General features: G+C 41.7%; 16 protein-coding genes. 12 read left to right on the top strand and 4 right to left on the bottom strand.

What is annotated here, in order from left to right; all coding sequences use genetic code 11:
* The first annotated feature begins 133 nt into the window (after nucleotides 1–133).
* From BT147_RS05350 to BT147_RS05330, 5 genes are all read left to right on the top strand, one after another.
* The gene (locus tag BT147_RS05350) at nucleotides 134–1,129 is read left to right on the top strand and encodes an ABC transporter ATP-binding protein (RefSeq protein WP_072331871.1); all 996 of its coding nucleotides are present in this window, start codon (nucleotides 134–136) and stop codon (nucleotides 1,127–1,129) included.
* Nucleotides 1,110–2,063 (top strand): ABC transporter ATP-binding protein, encoded by a 954-nt coding sequence (locus BT147_RS05345; protein ID WP_072331868.1) that lies wholly within the window; start codon nucleotides 1,110–1,112, stop codon nucleotides 2,061–2,063. Before BT147_RS05350 ends, BT147_RS05345 begins: the two co-directional genes overlap by 20 nt.
* An 87-nt stretch (nucleotides 2,064–2,150) precedes the next feature.
* On the top strand, nucleotides 2,151–3,770 hold the full coding sequence (locus tag BT147_RS05340) for an ABC transporter substrate-binding protein (RefSeq protein ID WP_072331865.1): 1,620 nt from the start codon (nucleotides 2,151–2,153) through the stop codon (nucleotides 3,768–3,770).
* Between the two features lie 71 nt (nucleotides 3,771–3,841).
* Nucleotides 3,842–4,855, top strand: coding sequence for an ABC transporter permease (locus tag BT147_RS05335; RefSeq protein WP_072331862.1), 1,014 nt, complete (start codon nucleotides 3,842–3,844; stop codon nucleotides 4,853–4,855).
* Between the two features lie 3 nt (nucleotides 4,856–4,858).
* Nucleotides 4,859–5,767 carry an ABC transporter permease gene (locus tag BT147_RS05330; protein WP_072331859.1) on the top strand — a complete coding sequence of 303 codons (909 nt, stop codon included), beginning with the start codon at nucleotides 4,859–4,861 and terminating at the stop codon, nucleotides 5,765–5,767.
* A 145-nt stretch (nucleotides 5,768–5,912) separates the two neighbouring features.
* On the opposite strand, the gene sat is transcribed toward BT147_RS05330, so the two are convergent.
* Nucleotides 5,913–7,064 (bottom strand): sulfate adenylyltransferase, encoded by a 1,152-nt coding sequence (gene sat, locus BT147_RS05325; protein ID WP_072331856.1) that lies wholly within the window; start codon nucleotides 7,062–7,064, stop codon nucleotides 5,913–5,915.
* A gap of 19 nt (nucleotides 7,065–7,083) precedes the next feature.
* Nucleotides 7,084–7,716: a lysoplasmalogenase gene (locus tag BT147_RS05320; RefSeq protein ID WP_072331854.1), complete on the bottom strand. Its 633-nt coding sequence runs from the start codon at nucleotides 7,714–7,716 to the stop codon at nucleotides 7,084–7,086.
* Nucleotides 7,717–7,886: 170 nt separating this feature from the next.
* Here BT147_RS05320 and megL point away from each other — a divergent pair, with 170 nt between their 5' ends.
* A complete protein-coding gene (megL, locus tag BT147_RS05315; RefSeq protein WP_353640705.1) occupies nucleotides 7,887–9,092 on the top strand; it encodes a methionine gamma-lyase in 1,206 nt (401 codons plus the stop codon).
* Between the two features lie 69 nt (nucleotides 9,093–9,161).
* Nucleotides 9,162–10,709 (top strand): sigma 54-interacting transcriptional regulator, encoded by a 1,548-nt coding sequence (locus BT147_RS05310; RefSeq protein ID WP_072331851.1) that lies wholly within the window; start codon nucleotides 9,162–9,164, stop codon nucleotides 10,707–10,709.
* 45 nt (nucleotides 10,710–10,754) lie between these two features.
* Here the strand turns inward: BT147_RS05310 and BT147_RS05305 are convergent, their stop codons facing one another.
* A complete protein-coding gene (locus tag BT147_RS05305) occupies nucleotides 10,755–11,477 on the bottom strand; it encodes a serine/threonine-protein kinase (protein WP_072331849.1) in 723 nt (240 codons plus the stop codon).
* Between the two features lie 370 nt (nucleotides 11,478–11,847).
* Between BT147_RS05305 and BT147_RS05300 the strand changes: the two genes are divergently transcribed.
* From BT147_RS05300 to BT147_RS05290, 3 genes are all read left to right on the top strand, one after another.
* A complete protein-coding gene (locus BT147_RS05300) occupies nucleotides 11,848–12,273 on the top strand; it encodes a DnaA N-terminal domain-containing protein (RefSeq protein WP_072331846.1) in 426 nt (141 codons plus the stop codon).
* A 135-nt stretch (nucleotides 12,274–12,408) separates the two neighbouring features.
* On the top strand, nucleotides 12,409–16,128 hold the full coding sequence (locus tag BT147_RS05295; RefSeq protein ID WP_083426394.1) for a dynamin family protein: 3,720 nt from the start codon (nucleotides 12,409–12,411) through the stop codon (nucleotides 16,126–16,128).
* Between the two features lie 196 nt (nucleotides 16,129–16,324).
* Nucleotides 16,325–17,431 (top strand): M23 family metallopeptidase, encoded by a 1,107-nt coding sequence (locus tag BT147_RS05290; RefSeq protein ID WP_072331843.1) that lies wholly within the window; start codon nucleotides 16,325–16,327, stop codon nucleotides 17,429–17,431.
* Nucleotides 17,432–17,496: 65 nt separating this feature from the next.
* On the opposite strand, the gene BT147_RS05285 is transcribed toward BT147_RS05290, so the two are convergent.
* Nucleotides 17,497–17,910, bottom strand: a complete 414-nt coding sequence (locus BT147_RS05285) for a DUF1885 family protein (RefSeq protein WP_072331840.1) — start codon at nucleotides 17,908–17,910, stop codon at nucleotides 17,497–17,499.
* 116 nt (nucleotides 17,911–18,026) lie between these two features.
* Here BT147_RS05285 and BT147_RS05280 point away from each other — a divergent pair, with 116 nt between their 5' ends.
* Together BT147_RS05280 and BT147_RS16035 are read left to right on the top strand one after the other, a co-directional pair.
* The gene (locus BT147_RS05280; protein ID WP_072331837.1) at nucleotides 18,027–18,509 is read left to right on the top strand and encodes a hypothetical protein; all 483 of its coding nucleotides are present in this window, start codon (nucleotides 18,027–18,029) and stop codon (nucleotides 18,507–18,509) included.
* A gap of 175 nt (nucleotides 18,510–18,684) precedes the next feature.
* Entirely contained in the window at nucleotides 18,685–18,846 is a 162-nt protein-coding gene (locus BT147_RS16035) for a GapA-binding peptide SR1P (protein WP_143187923.1), read from the top strand.
* Nucleotides 18,847–18,910 lie beyond the last annotated feature (64 nt).

The following is an 18,910-nucleotide window of genomic DNA, read 5'->3' as shown; positions in this document are numbered from 1 at the left end:
GTAAGAATGTTATTGTGATAATATATAGAACAATAGATATCATTTTAATATTTGTCATATACATACTTTTATCTATTATCTTTATATTTACATTTTATTGTTTTGTGTGTTAGCGAATAAACGAGGTGATCCAGTGACCCAGACAGTATTAGAGATTGCCGATTTACAATTACATTTTTTTACCGACAAAGGGGTCGTAAAAGCGGTTGACGGTGTCAGCCTTGAAGTAGGAAGAGGAGAAGTAGTCGGTTTGGTTGGAGAGTCTGGATGTGGGAAAAGTGTTACATCTTTAGCAATTATGGGCCTGATTCCTCAGCCACCTGGGAAAGTTGTGGCAGGATCGATTCAGTTTGAGGGAATGGATCTTACGAAGATTTCCCAGAAAGAGCTTCGTAGAATTCGTGGGGATCAGGTAGCGATGATTTTCCAAGAGCCGATGACTTCTTTAAATCCACTCTTTACAGTAGGAAATCAGTTAATGGAAGTAGTGCGTATCCATCGAAAAGTGAGTAAGGAAGAAGCGCGTAAGAAAGCCCTAGAGATGTTGCAACAAGTGGGGATTAGCCGTGAAGGAATATTGGATGACTATCCTCATCAGCTATCTGGGGGAATGCGCCAGCGGGTGATGATTGCAATGGCGATGATGTTAAATCCGAAACTACTGATTGCGGATGAGCCGACTACTGCTTTAGATGTTACGATTCAAGCGCAAATCCTTGATCTTATGAAAAATCTAAACAAAGAATTTGAGACATCCATTCTTTTCATCACACATGATTTAGGAGTCGTTGCAGAGATGTGTGACCGAATTGTAGTGATGTATGCGGGACAAATCGTAGAGCAGACGGACCGTTTTCGATTGTTTCGTAATCCAAAGCATCCATACACGCAGGGTTTGATGAATTCGATTCCGAAGATAGAGGATAAAAGAGATCGTCTCTATTCTATACCGGGTCAGGTGCCTAATCCTCATCAGATGCCGCGAGGATGTCGTTTTGCTCCGCGTTGTGAGTATGTGATGGATATTTGTCGTGAGAGTTCTCCTGATTTGATTGCTGTGGAAGAAGGTCATCTTAGTCGTTGCTTTTTGCATCAGGAGGTGAAGGAAGTTGCTGCTACAAGTACATAATCTGCGAAAGACATTTCCCATCCGGGGAGGGTTATTAGGCAAAAAAACAGGTGAGATTATGGCCGTCGATGATGTTAGTTTTTATGTTAAAAAGGGTGAGACGTTAGGTTTGGTAGGGGAGAGTGGTTGCGGAAAATCAACCACTGGACGAGCGATCCTACGTCTTCATGAGCCGACATCGGGTCAGATTACATTTGAGGGGAAATCATTGCTTGCTTTGGGTGAGGAAGAGATGCGGAAGGTACGTCGTGATTTGCAGATGGTTTTCCAAGATCCATTTGCTTCTCTAAATCCTAGGCAAAAAGTATTCAATATCTTAGAAGAGCCACTCATTGTTCACGGGATGGGGAATGGACAGGAACGGAAGGAACAAGTTCAGGAGCTCCTACATCTGGTTGGAATGAATCAATCTCATGCAATGCGCTATCCGCACCAATTTAGCGGTGGTCAGCGGCAGAGAATCGGCATCGCTCGAGCTTTATCCACAAAACCGAAGCTAATTGTCGCGGATGAGCCTGTGTCTGCTCTGGATGTGTCGATTCAATCGCAAGTGCTGAATTTAATGGCTGATTTGCAAGAAAAGTTTGAGCTGACATATTTGTTTATCGCCCACGACTTGAGTGTGGTAAAGCATATTAGTGATCGAGTAGGCGTTATGTATCTAGGGCGTTTAGTGGAGTTAGCAGATCGGGATGAGTTGTATGAGAAGCCGCTTCATCCATACACGCAAGCATTGCTTTCAGCTGTTCCTGTACCAGATCCAGATTTCCAGAAGCAGAGAATTATTTTATCGGGAGATGTACCCAGCCCAGCGAATCCGCCTAAGGGATGTGCTTTTCATCCGCGTTGTCCACATGTGATGGATATTTGCAAAGAAGTGCGCCCAGAGTTTACGGATCAGGGTGGAGGTCATTTTTCAGCCTGCCATTTGTAGATACATAGTAAGCTTGCATTTCATCAAGGAGGTGACGGGCCTAGATTTGGAATTGATGCTGTATCACTATTCTAAGGAGGTTTCTGTATGAAAAAACGTGGTCTCATTCTTTCTCTTTCTGTGACACTACTTGCTACTTCTTTCTTGGTTGCTTGTGGTGGGAAAGACCCGAATGCGGGAAGTGGTAAGTCCAAAACACTCATTTATGGACGTGGTGCAGATTCGGTTGGCCTAGATCCAAGTCAACAAACGGATGGGGAGTCCTTAAAGGTTACGAAGCAGATTTTGGATACTTTGGTTGATTATAAAGATGATAGTACGGAAGTAGTACCAGGGCTTGCTGAGAAATGGGAAAAAACGCCGGATGGATTGACGTGGACATTTACCTTGAAGCAGGGGGTCAAGTTCCACGATGGAACTCCGTTTAATGCAGAAGCCGTAGTATTCAACTTTGAACGCTGGATGGATAAAAAAAATCCGTACCATAAGGGAGATTTCCCTTACTACGGTTACATGTTTGGTGGCTTCAAAGGAGATAAAGGTCATGTTATGAAAGCGGTTACGGCGGTCGATGCAAATACGGTTAAGTTTGAACTGGCTGTACCACAAGGTCCATTCCTCAATAACTTAGCGATGAGTAGTTTTGGAATCGGTTCTCCAGAAGCAATAAAAAAGGACCCAGAGGGTATCAAATTTAATCAGTCACCAGTAGGGACAGGGCCGTTTAAATTCGTTGAGTGGAAGAAGAATGATAGCATTACGCTTGCGAGAAATCCTGACTACTATGAAAAAGGCTTACCTAAGATGGATAAAGTCATCTTTAAATCGATTCCTGATAACGCGGCACGTTTTACCGCTTTGAAATCAGGAGATATCGATATGATGGATGGTTTGAATCCTGATGATGCGAAGTTAGTGGAAGCAGATAAGAAATTGCAGCTGAAGTTGCGTCCAGGGATGAACGTTGGTTATTTGGCACTGAATACGATGAAGAAGCCATTTGATAAGCCAGAGGTGCGTCAAGCGATTAACCTTGCAACGAATAAAAAAGGCATCATTGATAGTTTCTTTGCGGGATATGCAAAACCAGCAGTGAATCCGATGCCCGATGTAGTGTGGGGATTTAACAAAGAGACTCAAGACTATGAATACAACTTAGAGAAAGCGAAGGCACTCCTCGAAAAAGCAGGCTATCCAAACGGCTTTGAAGTGGAATTTTATGCGATGACAGAACCACGCCCTTATATGCCAAATGGGAAAAAAGTGGCTGAGTTTATGCAAGAGGATTTAAAGAAAATCGGCATTACGGCTAAGATTGTCACGTATGACTGGCAGACTTATAAAGACCGTGTAGGAAAAGGGGAGCATCAAATGGCTCTCTACGGATGGACGGGAGATAATGGGGATCCAGATAACTTCCTCTACGTCCTGCTAGATAAAGATAATACACGTACTCCTGATGCAGGAAACGTTGCTTTTTATAAAAATGATGCCTTGCATGATATCCTCATTAAGGCTCAGCAATCAACGGATCAAAAAGCTCGGACTGATTTTTACCAAAAAGCACAAGAAATCATTAAGAAAGATGCTCCTTGGGTACCATTGGTTCATGCCACTGTTCCAGAAGCTGCCCGTGCAGAGATTTCGGGGTGGATTCCGCATCCAACTGGGTCTGACAAACTGTTGAACGTATCTATCGGAAAATAACAAGCATAAAAAGTGGCATTGCAATGACATGCAATGTCACTTTTTATACGGAAAAGAGAGGGGAACCACTCATGATTTCCTATATAATCCGGCGAATTATTATGCTCATCCCCGTGTTGATCGGAATGTCGATTATTACATTTGCAGTGGTTCATGCGATTCCAGGTGATCCTGCACGAACGATCGTGGGTGATAAAGCGACACCAGCTCAGATACAAGAGATTCGCGAAAACCTAGGACTTGATAAGCCAGGATATATTCAATATTTCACTTATGTAAAAGACATCTTACAAGGGGATTTGGGAACTTCCCTCATAACCAAACAAGAGATTGCCAAGGAGATAAAACCATTTTTGGCGGCGACAACGGAGTTAGCAGTGGTTGCCATGCTGATTGCTGTTTTCTTTGGCGTAAATCTCGGAATCCTCTCTGCATGGAAACAAAATTCGTGGTTTGATTATACGGCTATGCTAATTGCCCTCATAGGCGTATCGATGCCTATTTTTTGGCTGGGTTTAATGGAACAATGGTTTTTTGCTCAGGAGCTTGGTTTATTCCCTTCTAATGGACGACTTGATCCACGAATGGAATTTAATACAATCACGAACTTTTATACCATTGATGCCATGATTCAGGGGAATTGGTATGCTTTTCAGGATGTTCTCTTACATTTAATACTGCCTGCTGTAGCGCTAGGGACGATTCCCATGGCGATTATTGCGAGGATGACCCGTTCGAGTATGCTCGAGGTGATGCGTTCCGATTATATCCGAACGGCTCGTGCAAAAGGGTTAGGTGAGTTTTGGGTTATTTATAAGCATACCCTGAAGAATGCTTTTATCCCTGTGTTAACCGTTGTTGGTCTACAGTTAGGACTTCTATTAGGTGGGGCTGTACTCACAGAGACTATCTTTAGTTGGCCTGGTGTAGGTCGTTATATTTTCGATGCGATTAATGCACGGAACTATCCGGTTATTCAATCGGGAATTTTAATTTTGGCTACGATATTCGTTTTGATTAATTTAATTGTTGATCTGTTATACGCATGGGTTGATCCGCGGATCCAATATGGGAAGGGGGACTAGACGTTGAGCACACATACGCATCCAGTACCATTTACGAAGCCTGAGCCTCCGATTGCTCCAGATAAGGAAATCGCGGAGTCACCCTTTCGTGATTTCGTGCGAGCTTTCTTGCGACACCGTTCTGCGGTGATTGGAAGTGTCATCGTACTATCTTTTTTACTTATTGCCCTTCTCGCTCCGTTTATTACTTCTTACGAATATACAGCTCGAAGTCAGGCACTCCTACAAGCGCCTTCTGTGGAACATTGGTTTGGAACGGATGAAATGGGGCGTGATATATTTACCCGTGTGATTTATGGAACACGAATCTCTCTATGGGTGGGACTTTTTGCTATCTCGGGATCGATTATGGTGGGGAGCCTCCTCGGGTTGGTTGCCGGATTTTATGGAGGATGGAGAGATACGATCATTTCACGTTTTTTTGATATTCTCCTTGCTTTCCCAAGCATTCTCCTCGCGATTGCCATTGTAGCCATGTTGGGACGAAGTTTGAGCAATGCCCTTTTAGCAATTGCGATTATTAATATTCCAACGTTTGGTCGGCTCATGCGTTCGAGAGTGCTTAGTGTAAAATCAGAGGATTATATTCTAGCCGCTCGGGCAATGGGGATGAAGAATCGTCGTATTTTATTTTTTCATATTCTCCCTAACTGTTGGACACCGATTATGGTGCAAGGAACGCTTGGTTTTGCCACGGCCGTTATCGAGGCAGCGGCACTTGGCTTCCTCGGACTAGGAGCACAACCTCCAGAGCCTGAGTGGGGGACGATGCTAGCAGACGCCCGCCAATATATCCAACTGGCCCCATGGACGATGATCTTTCCAGGAGTTGCTGTCGCGTTGACGGTACTTGGGTTTAACTTATTAGGTGATGGTTTACGTGATATATTTGATCCAAGGATGAAACAGTGAGATTGCTGGTTATGTAAAACGACTTATGGAACAGCCCAAACAGTTTGTGTTAGGGCTGTTCTTTTTTAGGGGTGGATTAAGGGACATGTATCTGACTAATTTGTGAGTAGAGGCAGATACATGTCCTTCAGACAAACAAAAGCGGTTATTGATTCGCTAATCCATCCATTAAAACACGAATTACCTCGGGACGGGAAAACTCTGGCGGTGGGACCTCACCTGTATTTAGCATCTGACGTACCTTGGTACCAGATAAGATCACATGATCTTCATCAGAGTGAGGACATGTTTTATATGAAGCCATCCCCAAGCAACGTCGACAGTAGAAGCTATGTTCAAAAAATAAGAGTTTGATTTCGAGGTCATCAGATGAGATCTCTTTGAAAATATGTTGTGCATCATATGTTCCGTAATAGCTTCCCACCCCAGCATGATCACGTCCAACGATAAAGTGTGTACAGCCATAGTTTTTTCTTGCTATTGCATGGAATATCGCTTCTCGTGGACCTGCATAGCGCATAGAGGCAGGGAAGACACCAAGAAGCACACGCTCTGTAGGATAATAGTGCTTGAGAATCGTCTCGTAACTTTTCATCCGTACTTCTGCGGGTATGTCGTCTGCTTTTGTTTCTCCAACCAGTGGGTGGAGAAATAGAGCATCCACCGTTTCAAGGGCCACTTTTTGAATATACTCATGGGCACGGTGAACCGGATTACGAGTCTGGAACCCTACGATTGTGTTCCACTGCTTCTCTTGAAAATAGCCTCGTGTATAGGAAGGAGTGAGATGATAGTTTGTAAAAGGATCGAGCTGAGGGCGTTCCCATAGCCAGATCGAACCGCCTAAGTAGAGAGAGCTTTGCTGCAATAAACTACAAACTCCAGGATGATTGGGATCCGTTGTACGATAGATCGATTGTGCTTCCTTCTGTTGATCTACTTGATAGATGCTCTCTATCTCGACTACTCCCACTATGGTTTTATCTTTTCGCTGGAGAAAGGCATATTCAGAAGAAGAGATCTCATTTTTTTGCTCCGGCGGGATGGATAAGGTAATCGGAATTGACCATACAAGTCCACTGCTTAAACGCATATCCGTAAGAACACTATCATAGTCAGCTTCGGTAAGAAATCCAGTTAGGGGTGAAAACACGCCTGTGGCAATGCAATAAAGATCTGAGAACGTACGTTCTGAGATCTTTATGACAGGATACTCTCCCTTTTTTTGGAGCCACTGTTTCCTTTCCTCACTAGATAGTTCTCTTGAGACAAGTGTACCGCCATGTGATTGAATCATGCGTCTACCTCCTAATCTATTAGAAGCAGAGATACCCAACAACCAAACTAACTTGAGCTCCATAATAAGTAACCATAATTACTACGTCTGCTTTCTTAAACGGACGGACAAACTTATTCCAACTGAGTGTAAAGTCTGATATATAAAAGAGCAGAGAACCTACTATGAGCCAATACTGAGATGTAAGCCAAGCCGTATAAACCATCGCTGTAATCATAAGGATATATGCACAAACAGATAGAAAAAATGAAACTGATGAGTACTCCTCCATGATTATTCGACGAAGAAAACCCATATAAAGAAGTGCGATCAATAGCAAAATTCCCAGACATAAAAAGGAGGTCTCACTCGTTGAGATAGAGGTGAACCCTACTACATACACCACATGTGCAATAAAAAAGCTAACTAATCCTTTTAGGAAATGTTTGTCATGATTAAGTAAAAATAAGTCACCTAGAGCTGAAAATAGAAGTCCAGCTAATAGATAGTAGCCAAGAGGTTCTCCATCAGGGAGCGTTATCCCAACTACAAGGCTCCAACAGAGAATGGGTAGTGCTTTTAAAATGTGATGGATTTTCTGGTGTTGAAACCAGATTGCTATGAGATAAATCACAGCAATAAAAGAGCCTAATCCTAGAAAAAACTGTGTCATGATCTTCACCATCTTATGTTCAATTTTTTGATGTGGTATCTTTTCTTACCATTGGAAATGAATCAAACCATTATAGTTACCTATATTCGTGATGATCCGTGCGTTTCCCTTTGGCATGATTCTTGCATCATTCTATGTTGAAAAGGATCAACCACGAAAGGGGAATCATAATGAGTGAGCTGTTAACGGAAATGGTGCCAAAAGAGTGGGGATTTGCTACACAAGCGATTCATGGTGATGGGACAAAAGTAGCAGGGGGGATAGGTTCATTGGTACCTCCTATTTACCAGACATCTACGTTTGTCTTTGAAAGTGTGGAGCAGGGTGCCAATCGTTTTTCTGGATTCGAAGAGGGATATGTTTATACTCGTTTAGCAAATCCAACGGTACAGTTATTGGAGCAGAAGATTGCTTTATTAGAAGGAGCCGATTCAGCATTAGCATTTGGTTCTGGTATGGCGGCGATATCAGCTTCTCTGATGGGAATAGTGAGGACTGGAGATCACATTCTCTGCTCGCGTAGTCTGTATGGATGTACATTTGGTTTATTAAAGTTGATGGAAGAACGCTATCAAGTCGAGGTCTCCTTGATCGAGATGAGGGATGAGGAAGAGGTTCGTAAGGCAATTCGCCCTAATACGACGTTAATCTACCTAGAGACCCCAGCCAACCCAACTATGGAGTTAATCGACTTAGCAATGGTATCAAAAGTTGCCAAGGAAAAGGGGATCTATACAGCAGTGGATAATACCTTTCTGTCCCCATATCTACAGCGCCCTATTGAATATGGATGTGATATTGTCATCCATAGTGCAACGAAATATATTGGGGGTCATGGGGATGTAGTGGCAGGTGTGATTGCGGGCTCCCGTGATATGATGAAACAAATCCAGATGACGACACAAAAAGATTTGGGGGGCATTCTCGCTCCTATGGATGCTTTTTTATTGCTCCGAGGGCTAAAAACGCTGGCGCTTCGAATGGAACAACATAATTGTAATGCGCAGTTGGTGGCAGAATTTCTAGAGTCTCATCCATTTGTCAGTCGCGTATTCTACCCCGGCTTACCAAGCTTTCCACAATATCAACTAGCTAAGAAGCAAATGAAGGGATTCGGCGGTGTAATCGCTTTTGAATTAACAGGTGGTTATGAAGCGGCTGTTCACATGCTAAATCGATTGAATTTATGTCGCTTAGCGGTTAGCTTGGGTGATGTAGATACGTTGATTCAGCATCCGGCATCGATGACTCATTCGGGTGTACCGCAAGAAGAGAGATGGAAGATGGGAATTAGCGATGGACTTGTTCGGCTTTCGGTAGGAATAGAAGAGGTAGAAGATATTATCGGAGATCTTTGTCAAGCGATGGAAAGATAGAAGGTCATGCGAAATAGAGTCAAATTTTGTTACAATAGTTATAAAATTCGACTCAAAGGATGATCTCCTATGCAGATGATGACTTTTCAGATTGAGACCGAAAATCGGTTGGGGATTACCCATGATGTCATGGAATCATTTCTATCATTTCAATTAGACATTGTCAAGATGGAAGTGAGACCTCATTTTATCTATCTAAAGACCAATTCGCTTCCTGCTACCTTACAGGATCAACTGTGTCGTCATATTACTCAGACATCGGGAGTAAGAAAGGTACATGTAATTCCTTTCTTACCCTCTGAATTACATGCAAATGAACTGAAGACAACACTTGCTACGATTAGTAATGGAGTGATCCTCGTCGATTCGTATCTGCGAGTGAACACGATGAATCGAGCCGCGGAGACTCTCCTACAAATAGATGAACAAGGATACAAAGGAATGGAATTACCTACTTTATGGGGGATGAAGAAGGCAGACTGTGAGAGATTGATGAAAAAAGAAACCTCTCCTTTGACCATATATATGAAAGGAAATCAAGTAATTCGAGTCGTTGCAGACTTTTATCCGATCTGTATGTCAGAAAAATATGATGATTCCCAAGGTTGGGTTGTGGTGTTTCGTGATCTGCAACAAGTAAATGAGTGGATTCAATCTGTGCAACGCTCGGAGATGACGCATTTTGAAGAGATTATCCATGAGAGCAAAGGAATGAAAAATTGTATTCAGACAGCCAGATGTGTAGCTAAAAGCGATGTGACGATCTTCTTATCTGGAGAGAGTGGGACAGGAAAGGAGCTGTTTGCTAGGGCAATTCACTACGAAAGCTTAAGAGCAAACGGTCCCTTTATCCCGATCAACTGTGCGGCGATTCCAGAGCAATTGCTTGAAAGTGAGTTATTTGGTTATGAAGCAGGCTCTTTTACAGGCGCCTCTAAAGAGGGGAAGAAGGGATTATTTGAAACAGCTCGTAACGGTACCTTGTTTTTAGATGAGGTGGGGGAGATTCCTCTTCACTTGCAATCGAAACTACTGAGGGTATTAGAAGAAAAATCGATTAGAAGAATTGGGAGTAATAAAGTCATCCCGTTACAATTTCGCTTGATTACGGCAACGAATCGAAAGTTAGGGGAATGGGTGAAGCAGGGAAAGTTCCGTGAGGATTTGTATTACCGATTGCATGTGATTCCGATTGAGATTCCCCCACTGAGAGAGAGGGAATGTGAAATCCTATTACTGGCGAATTACTTTTTGAAAAAAACATGCGAATGGGTGAGACGACCGGTATTGCATTTATCAGAGTACGCCCGCCAACAGCTATATCTGCACGACTGGCCAGGGAATGTAAGAGAGTTACAAAATGTAATGGAACGTAGTGTCTATCTGTGCCCGGATCACGAGGATGAAATTCATCGAGTTTTGATATCACCTAGTCGAAAGGGATTGCACCCAAGTGAAATGATTGAGATGGTTGGATTAAAGCCTCATGTGGAGCAGACGGAGAGAAGAATTATTAAAAGTACATTGGAACAGCATAGTAGCATTCGCCAAGCTGCCAGACAATTACGAATGAGCCATACCGCCTTATTGAAGAAGATAAAAAAATATGATTTATAAAAAACAGCCTCCCAAGGCTACCTGACTCTGGGGGGCTGTTTCACGTTAGAAGCTAAAGAAGCCTTTGCGTTTATGTCTGCGATGATGGGAAGAGGAGGACCCATAATAATGGCGTTTCCGATGTGAGGATGAGGAGCTGTGATGACGATGACGGCGGTAGTCAGAGGACGAATGCTTACGGTAACGACGATGGGAAGAAGAGCCATAGTACTTTTTCTTTTTTAATTTGTCTTTAATAGAAGAGAAGAAGCCCATGTGATATTGAGTGAGATTCAAGTGATCTTCTAGAATATCTTGATACAGTTCAGGATAATCGGTGTGGAAGAATCGACCCACGTCAATTACTTTAATGTTGCTGTCGTGATCTATCATCATATTATTGAGATGAAGGTCTTGGGCAACGATCCCGTGATCGTATAGATCTGTTACGATGTCTTCAATTTGCGCAAATTGATTCTCTGATAACTTCTCGCCAGCTTTGATACTATCTGCCAAGGTGTTACCTTGAATGCGATCCACAATCATAAATTTGTCTTCGTGATGGTGGAGTGTTGGAAAGGCAGAGTGATCTTGAAGATGATGTAACATATACGAGTCGTCTTTTTCACTGTAGTCGTCTTTGTAGACCTTGATCGCATAATCTTCGAGACTGTATACTTTGCCGCTCAGGCCTTCTCCAAGTAATGGCAACTGATGATCCAATTTATTGTGTGATACTAGATTTCGTACATAATGAATCGCTTCTTGATCTGCAAATCGTTCACGCATGAATTGATTCCCCCTTACAATTGATGGAGCTTGTCCCTACTTAATCTATGTACAGGAAAGTAGTTATCTGGGCTTTACCCCTAGGAGTGCAGGATGAAACCGGAAAACTTATGGATGATAGATGAATAGGAAAATTTTAGGATGTACAGAAGATTTATAGGTGGTCTGTGTATTCTGAAAAATAGGTGTGATAGCGAAGTATAACATTTTATTTCGGGAAATTTGTCAAAGGAAACCCAGTGATTACAAGGATTTTTCCTATGTATTTTTTCCTTTCGGCAAATTTTTTCACATTATACCAAATTACTGCTGTTCAATTATTTACCAAAAGTGGTAAACTGCTATTGGGAGATGTGAAAGGTGGATGAATATGAATCAGACAGTTATATCTATGACAGATTTACAAACCTCGCTAGATGCTCGAGTGATATGGGCCGAGGCTCTTACGATCATTAAAGAAAAAGTGAGTCAGCCCAGTTATCAAGCATGGTTTTGTAGCATTCATCCCACTGTCGAAGAGAACACCTTTGTTTTGGAAACATCGAGTGCATTTGCGGCAGAGTGGTTAAGGAATCGATATTTCCATTTGATTACAGATGCGTTGGTAGAAGTAGTAGAAGAGATACGTTATGTCGAAATTCGGAGCACGCTAGTAGAAGATATCCCGCTAGCAGTTGCCAATGACGGCATCCATTTGGAAACACAATCCCAAAAATCAATTTATACACGACTACGTCAAATGGAAGAGAAGCTTGATACGATTTTATTTTTGTTACAACGTGAGAAAATGTCATAGGGTATAATAGGTATGCAATTATTTGAAATCATACATACTTGAATGAGGGGATCTTCCCTCTTTTTTTATTGGCCTAAAACGTGAGTTGTTTTAAGATAGAGAGAAAAGAATCGCTTGCTAGGAGTTTGGAAATTGATGATGAAAAAACAACATGAGAGCATATTATACCAACTAGAATACGTGTCTCGAAGAATGAGTGAGAAGGGTCAAATTGATTATGCAAGTAAGTTACAAGACTTGATGCATAAGTGGTTCTATCAAGAATTTAGCATCGCTTTTTGTGGACATTTTTCTGCTGGAAAGTCTTCCATGATGAATGAATTATTTGGAGAGCAGATTTTACCAACCAGTCCGATCCCAACCAGTGCTAACGTAGTTGAGATCCGAAATGGAGCAAATCAAGTAACACTTGTCTTAACGAGTGGTGAAAGGTATACGTTTGCTGGCTCTTATATGGATGAAGACTTACGAGAGTTATGTAAAAATGGTGAAGATATCGTGGCGGTAGAGATTTCGAAGGAGTCGATTTCTTTGCCAAAAGGGGTCTCCCTTCTAGATACACCAGGAGTGGATTCTACGGATGATGCCCATCGGATTGCGACAGAATCAACTTTACATATGGCGGATTTCATTTTGTTTATGATGGATTACAACCATGTACAATCTGAAGGGAATTTACAATTTCTAAAAGGACTGGCAGAGCGTAATAAGAAGATTTATATCGTGATTAATCAGATTGATAAACATCGCGATCAGGAGCTATCATTTGAAAACTATCAACAAAGTGTACAGCAGACGTTTGAAAACTGGGATCTTCAAGTAGAAGGAATCTACTATACTTCCTTGCGTGACTTGAACCATGAATATAATGAGCTAGATTCTTTAAAATCGGATTTAGGTAAATGGATTGAGCATCGCGCAGAGCTAGGGCTGCAAGTAGTAGAGACAGAGGCAAAGTATTTGATGGAGCAGTATTTGGGACAATTGGTAGATGATAGACAGGAGGAACGTAGCTCGTGGAGGGGGATCATCGAAGATAGTGGAGTTTCGGATGACGAGATAGAGGCAAAGATTCAACAGTATCGCGACAGGCAAGCTAGGTTGTCACGTCGATTAGAAGAGGTGGAATTATCTTTTGTCAAAGGGATAGATGAGATTTGTAAAAACGCATATCTTATGCCTTCCGATGTACGTGAGTTAGGTAGGGATTATCTGGAATCTCTACAAGAAAACTTTAAGGTAGGTTTCTTATTTTCTGCTGGCAAGACGGAGCAAGAGAAGCAGCGTCGAGCGGAGACATTTTTTACGAAGTTACAGGAGACGGTGCATACACAGTTAGAGTTACATATACGTAATTATATCATCCAGTTTTGCAAGCAACAGGGCGTATTTCATGAGCAGATAGGTCAACAAATTATGACAGAGAAGCTTGAGTGGAATCAGTCGTTATTGGAGGATGTATACAAGGTAGGGACTGGCTTAACCGGAAATACCGTATTGATTTATACAGAAGACGTAGCGAATCAAGTGAAGCGACTGATGCGAAACTTGGCTCTTCGTTGGCAGAATGAATTGATGATTCCCAGATTAAAGCAAGAAATCAAAACCGAACAGGATCAAATAAACGAAGAAGCGAGTTTTTTGCAACGAGTCAAGAAGGCTAAGGATGTTCTGGATCAAATGGATCTAGAGCTTACTAGAGAGCGCACGCTACTTGAAGAACTGTGGTTAAAGCCTCATTTGGGAGAGGCTCTTGATTTTTCATGGATAGAAGATCGGAAAAAAGGAGCGCCAATATCTTCGTCAGCAGACTCTGTATGGCAAAAGGTAATGAAAGAAGACGTACCTACCATTGTCAAAGAAGTAAAGCCTATAGCGGATGAAGAGCATGGAGAAGTACATACTACCCTTTCGAAATTGTTTTCGTTTACAAACAGCAGTGAACGAAACGGATTGTTTTTGCAGTGTGTAAACGAAATAGAGGAGTCTTTGCAAGAGATTCGCGGAGTACGGACGGTTTTAGCTGAAATCCATAGTAAGCGTAGACGGGCTGAAAAGAAACAGTTTACCGTTGCTTTATTTGGTGCATTTAGTGCAGGTAAGTCTTCTTTTGCCAATGCTTTGATTGGAGCTAAAATTCTTCCTGTTTCCCCGAGGCCCATGACAGCAACAATAAATCAAATCTGTCCTCCTGACGATCGAAATGTACATGGTCAGGTGTTACTAAAAGTAAAATCGGCTGAAATGCTACTTGCAGAGCTAGCGGCAATCTATCGTTTATTTCATAAAGAGGCACTACATCTTGACCAAGCGATACAGAAGATTCCTTTGCTACTAGAAATGAAGAATATGACTCCGAGTCAGAAAACAGTGATTCCTTTTTTACAAGCGCTTCAAGAGGGAATCGAGTGGTTTACACTCCATCAGGGAAGTGAGATTCAAATTTCGTTACAGCAGATGGAAGAGTACGTGGCCAATGAAAAGAAATCTTGTTTCATCGAGTATGCAAATCTCTATTATGACTGTCCACTTACAAGACAAGGGATCACATTGGTTGATACGCCTGGGGCAGATTCGGTTCACTCACGACATACAGGAGTTGCGTTTAATTATATCCGGAGTGCCGATGTGATTTTATTTGTTACGTATTATAACCATGCCTTTTCCAAAGCGGATCGGGAGTTCTTAATTCAACTGGGACGAGTCAAGGATTCCTTTGCAATGGATAAGATGTTTTTTATCACCAATGCCGCTGATTTAGCAAGGTCGAAAGAGGAATTGACAGAAGTTCAAACGTATTTACAGCGTCAGCTATTAACCTTTGGGATTCGTGAGCCTAGGATGTTTGCTATTTCAAGCTTATGGGGATTATCGGAAAAGTCTAGCGAGCAATCCTCAGTACCAGCACACGCATTTCTAAAGGATTCTGGATTTGCACCATTTGAACAAGCATTCGTGCAGTTTGTTCATCATGATTTGATGAACCTTTCTCTGTACAACATTTTTCAAGATGTAAAAAGAGCACTTCAAATGACCAAACAGATCATCCAAACCACTCAAATCGGGATTAAAGAAAAGCAAAGCCGCCAGATCGAATTAGAGAAAGAACGAATACAGGTTCAGGAGTTCATCACTAATTATGAGACTGGAACCGACCAACAAGCCTTGCAGCAGGAGATCCATGAACTCTTTTACTATGTCCAGAAGCGTTGGTTATTGCGTTTTCAAGACGAATTCCAGGCAATTTTTCATCCAGGTTCTTTGCGCGAAGACTTAGGAGATATCAAGGGACAACTGCATGCATGTTTACTAGAGCTGATCCAGTTCTTGCAACATGATTTGCTACAAGAATATCGTGCTACTACCCTTCGTATTGAGAACTGGATGCGTATTCGTCTGGAGCAACAAATTCGTGACATAGGTGAGATAGTGTTGACTTATCCTGCCGGCTTTCAGTGGAGTACAGAGGTTCCTGCTTCTTTTGCTATGCCTGAATTAATAGGAGTTATGGAGAATATAAGTGTATCTGACTTTGGGAAGCAATTGTCCTATTACCGCAATGCCAAAGCCTTCTTTGAAAAGAAAGAGCGGTTTCAAATGAGGGAATCGATGAAACAGCGTTTAGCGGAAATCGTGATTCCAGAGATAACCGCGATGGAAGAGAAGTGTAGGTCTCATTTTCAGCAAGCTTGGCAGAGAGAGTTTCAACGCCTACAAGCGCTCGCAAGTAAGCAGAGCACTGAATACTACCAAGAGCTGGAATCCATGTTGTCGGAACATGTAGACTTAGATCATTATCAGCAAACTGAAGCGGTCTTAGAAGCGTTTATTCAGCAGTGGAGTGAGGTATTTTGATCGTGATATGTTACATATTGGACACTAGAGCAGATTTGTTCGCTATGCTATGATAGTGAATGATATTGTGTTACCGTAATTTGGATATTAATCGATGCAGTGTTACTTTATTTTTATCTACAAAACAAGCGTGTAGGATAGATCTCCACACGCTTGTTCGTTTCTTTAACTTATGTATATAAAAAAGGAGATATTGATGAAAAGGCCATCTATTTATATAGCAGCAGTTTTATTGACGATTCTACTTGTACTACTCCCGCCCAATAACTATGCTTGGTTAACATCCAAGCAAACTACTACTAAATCTACAGCTAAGACAGCGGATTCGGGAAATTCGTCAAAGAAAAGCGAGGGAACATTGATTCCTGCCGTACAACAGATGAAAAGTCTACCATCAAAAAAGATAAGTGGAATTAGTTACTACCCATTAACGAATCTCGTTCAATCAAAGTTGATTCAAGCGAAGAGTAGGGAAGTAGACGGTATTGTTGAATTGACAGTAAACCAAGATAACTATCAGTTGGTGCGCAATGTTCCAGTCTATATGCGAAATGGAATTTATCATTCACTTACCGGTGGAAATATGCGTTGGGAGGAAAAAGATTTCTGGCTCCCAGAATCGTTTTTAGAAGGAGTATTCCAGCCCTCGTCTGATTCAAGTGATACGAAATCATATGCCCAAAATAAAGAGAAGATCTTAAAGATGAGTGCAGATGAGATGGCTGAGTACCTCTCATTTGTTCAGACTCCGATCAAAGGATCGAAGATGAAAAAAAGTGATTCATCGATCCCGGGAGCAGCCCGAACATACCGCAATGGGATTCATGAAGGAGTTGACTTCTATACACCTACGATTGGCGTACCGGTTACGAAGAATACACCTGTATACTCACTTGCTGAAGGGACCATTGTTCGTGTTGATCACGACTATAAAGAGATGACTACTCCAGAGCGTGAAAAAATATTAGCACAGGCCACCCATAATAATGGGCAAACCCCTCAGGATCTATTGGATCGTGTACGTGGTAGAACAGTATGGATTCAGCACTCGAATGGTTTGCTAGCTCGTTATATCCATCTTTCTCGAACCGAACCCAAGCTTCGCGTGGGAGAGAAGATTAAGGCAGGAGACTATATCGGTAATGTAGGGAATTCAGGTACCAGTGATGGTGCTAAAGGAAATAATGAAGGAGTTCACCTTCACTTAGATCTTTTCTTATATGGAGAATGGTTTTGGAAACAGTACCCGACCCTTGAAGAAAAGTATAAAATCTTGTTCCGGATGTTTGGACAATATCGTTAGATTAGATAAAGTAAATGAATCAATCTCCAGCCTTTAACGGCTAGGAGATTGATTCATTTACGTGATTATTTTTTTAATTCGTTATGAAGTACACTCTGATTGAATAAAGATAGTTGACCCTTTAATTCTTTAGCTAAAAACTTAGCATATTCATTGGCCTTCCCGACATCACCGTGGGTAGCGGAACTTGGAAGGACAATTTGAATAAAAGGTGTGTTATCATCCTCTTTTCCCACTCCTAGCCAAAAGCCATGGTAGAGCTCTGGATCAGTGGAGATAAGGGTTAGATACGAGATTCCATTTTCTTCTCGAACGGTAGGCTCGTAAGGAAAAGCAGCCGAAGCATAATCCCAATCCAGTTGTTCGCCTGTTTTTTTCATCCGAGCAACATACAGATCAAGCAGGGAGTGCACCTCATCAAGGGAAATATCGGGTTGAGTAGATCCATTTACTAAACGTATATATGTACTTTTTTTCACGAGTTCTGCTCCTCTCACGTTTGCCAGCGTGTATCTACTTCATAGTAGCATGTTGAATTCGAATTTTCCAAATGATTCGTATAGAATATAGGAAGAGAAATGAAGGGGGATCATACGTGGATAAGGCTGATTTATTAGATGAAATACGATTAGAAGTAGGAGATTTGATTGATAAGCATCGTAAAGATCTTCCGCTTATGTTTCAGAAAGTGTGTCATCACATTCAAAGTAGAGTAGAAGATTATCAGGGAATTGCTGTCTATCTAACAGAATATCCCGAGTTCATCCGTCGTCATGAATCGGGATCTATTGGTTTACCTCGCGTTCAAAAGTTTGGAGAGGGCCCCTTAAGTATTACGGCGGTTCGCGGGGGGTTATATCGAGAGCGAAATTTGAATCGCATTCTCATCTGCATCCCGCTCTACTTGGGGCAGAACATATATGGCATCTTTGTAGTCGAATCAAACCCATTAAGCCAAATTCATGATGAGGATATAACTTTATTTACGGAGGTTTGTTCATCATTTGAAAATAGAATGATTGCGTATTATCAACCTGACGCAGAGGAACCTGATTTTTTTGATGATGATTTAGTATAACCTATTTAGGTGCCCCTTATTTGCCCCGTGGGGGGCGTTTTTTATGTTTTTTTCTTACATTCATGTTGAAATAGCGGAATTTCATGTCCTTTATTGACGTAATTAGTATGTCATAATATAGTATAAGTATATATTAAATGAATCTGGAATCATAAAATAGGTGGGGGGCAGCGAGATGGAGATGATCGTTTGTCAGCGTTGTGATCGGGTTATTGCGTTTGTGGAGGGTGAGAAATCAGGTATTCTATATGGGGCATGTCCGGACGATTGTGATTCAGGTGAAGGGGATATAGTCGGTTTGATTAATAATAAGTGGTCACGTAATAGTGAGTGCTAGATTCATAGAAAAATGTAAAAAAGAGATAGAAAAAGAGGTTGACCGATAATGAACTGCACCCCAA

The organism is Thermoactinomyces sp. DSM 45891, assembly GCF_900119485.1.
In the GTDB taxonomy this organism is placed as follows: Bacteria; Bacillota; Bacilli; order Thermoactinomycetales; family Thermoactinomycetaceae; genus Baia.
The sequence above is the reverse complement of the archived record's forward strand: the minus strand, read 5'-3'. Positions and strand labels throughout refer to the sequence as shown.

Bases quoted from the DNA above. Each gene is read 5' to 3' on its own strand.
- BT147_RS05320 (WP_072331854.1), bottom strand. From the start codon at position 7,716: ATGACACAGTTTTTTCTAGGATTAGGCTCTTTTATTGCTGTGATTTAT.
- megL (WP_353640705.1), top strand. From the start codon at position 7,887: ATGAGTGAGCTGTTAACGGAAATGGTGCCAAAAGAGTGGGGATTTGCT.
- BT147_RS05310 (WP_072331851.1), top strand. From the start codon at position 9,162: ATGCAGATGATGACTTTTCAGATTGAGACCGAAAATCGGTTGGGGATT.
- BT147_RS16035 (WP_143187923.1), top strand. From the start codon at position 18,685: ATGGAGATGATCGTTTGTCAGCGTTGTGATCGGGTTATTGCGTTTGTG.
- BT147_RS05295 (WP_083426394.1), top strand. From the start codon at position 12,409: ATGATGAAAAAACAACATGAGAGCATATTATACCAACTAGAATACGTG.
- BT147_RS05290 (WP_072331843.1), top strand. From the start codon at position 16,325: ATGAAAAGGCCATCTATTTATATAGCAGCAGTTTTATTGACGATTCTA.
- BT147_RS05300 (WP_072331846.1), top strand. From the start codon at position 11,848: ATGAATCAGACAGTTATATCTATGACAGATTTACAAACCTCGCTAGAT.
- BT147_RS05335 (WP_072331862.1), top strand. From the start codon at position 3,842: ATGATTTCCTATATAATCCGGCGAATTATTATGCTCATCCCCGTGTTG.
- BT147_RS05305 (WP_072331849.1), bottom strand. From the start codon at position 11,477: ATGCGTGAACGATTTGCAGATCAAGAAGCGATTCATTATGTACGAAAT.
- sat (WP_072331856.1), bottom strand. From the start codon at position 7,064: ATGATTCAATCACATGGCGGTACACTTGTCTCAAGAGAACTATCTAGT.
- BT147_RS05340 (WP_072331865.1), top strand. From the start codon at position 2,151: ATGAAAAAACGTGGTCTCATTCTTTCTCTTTCTGTGACACTACTTGCT.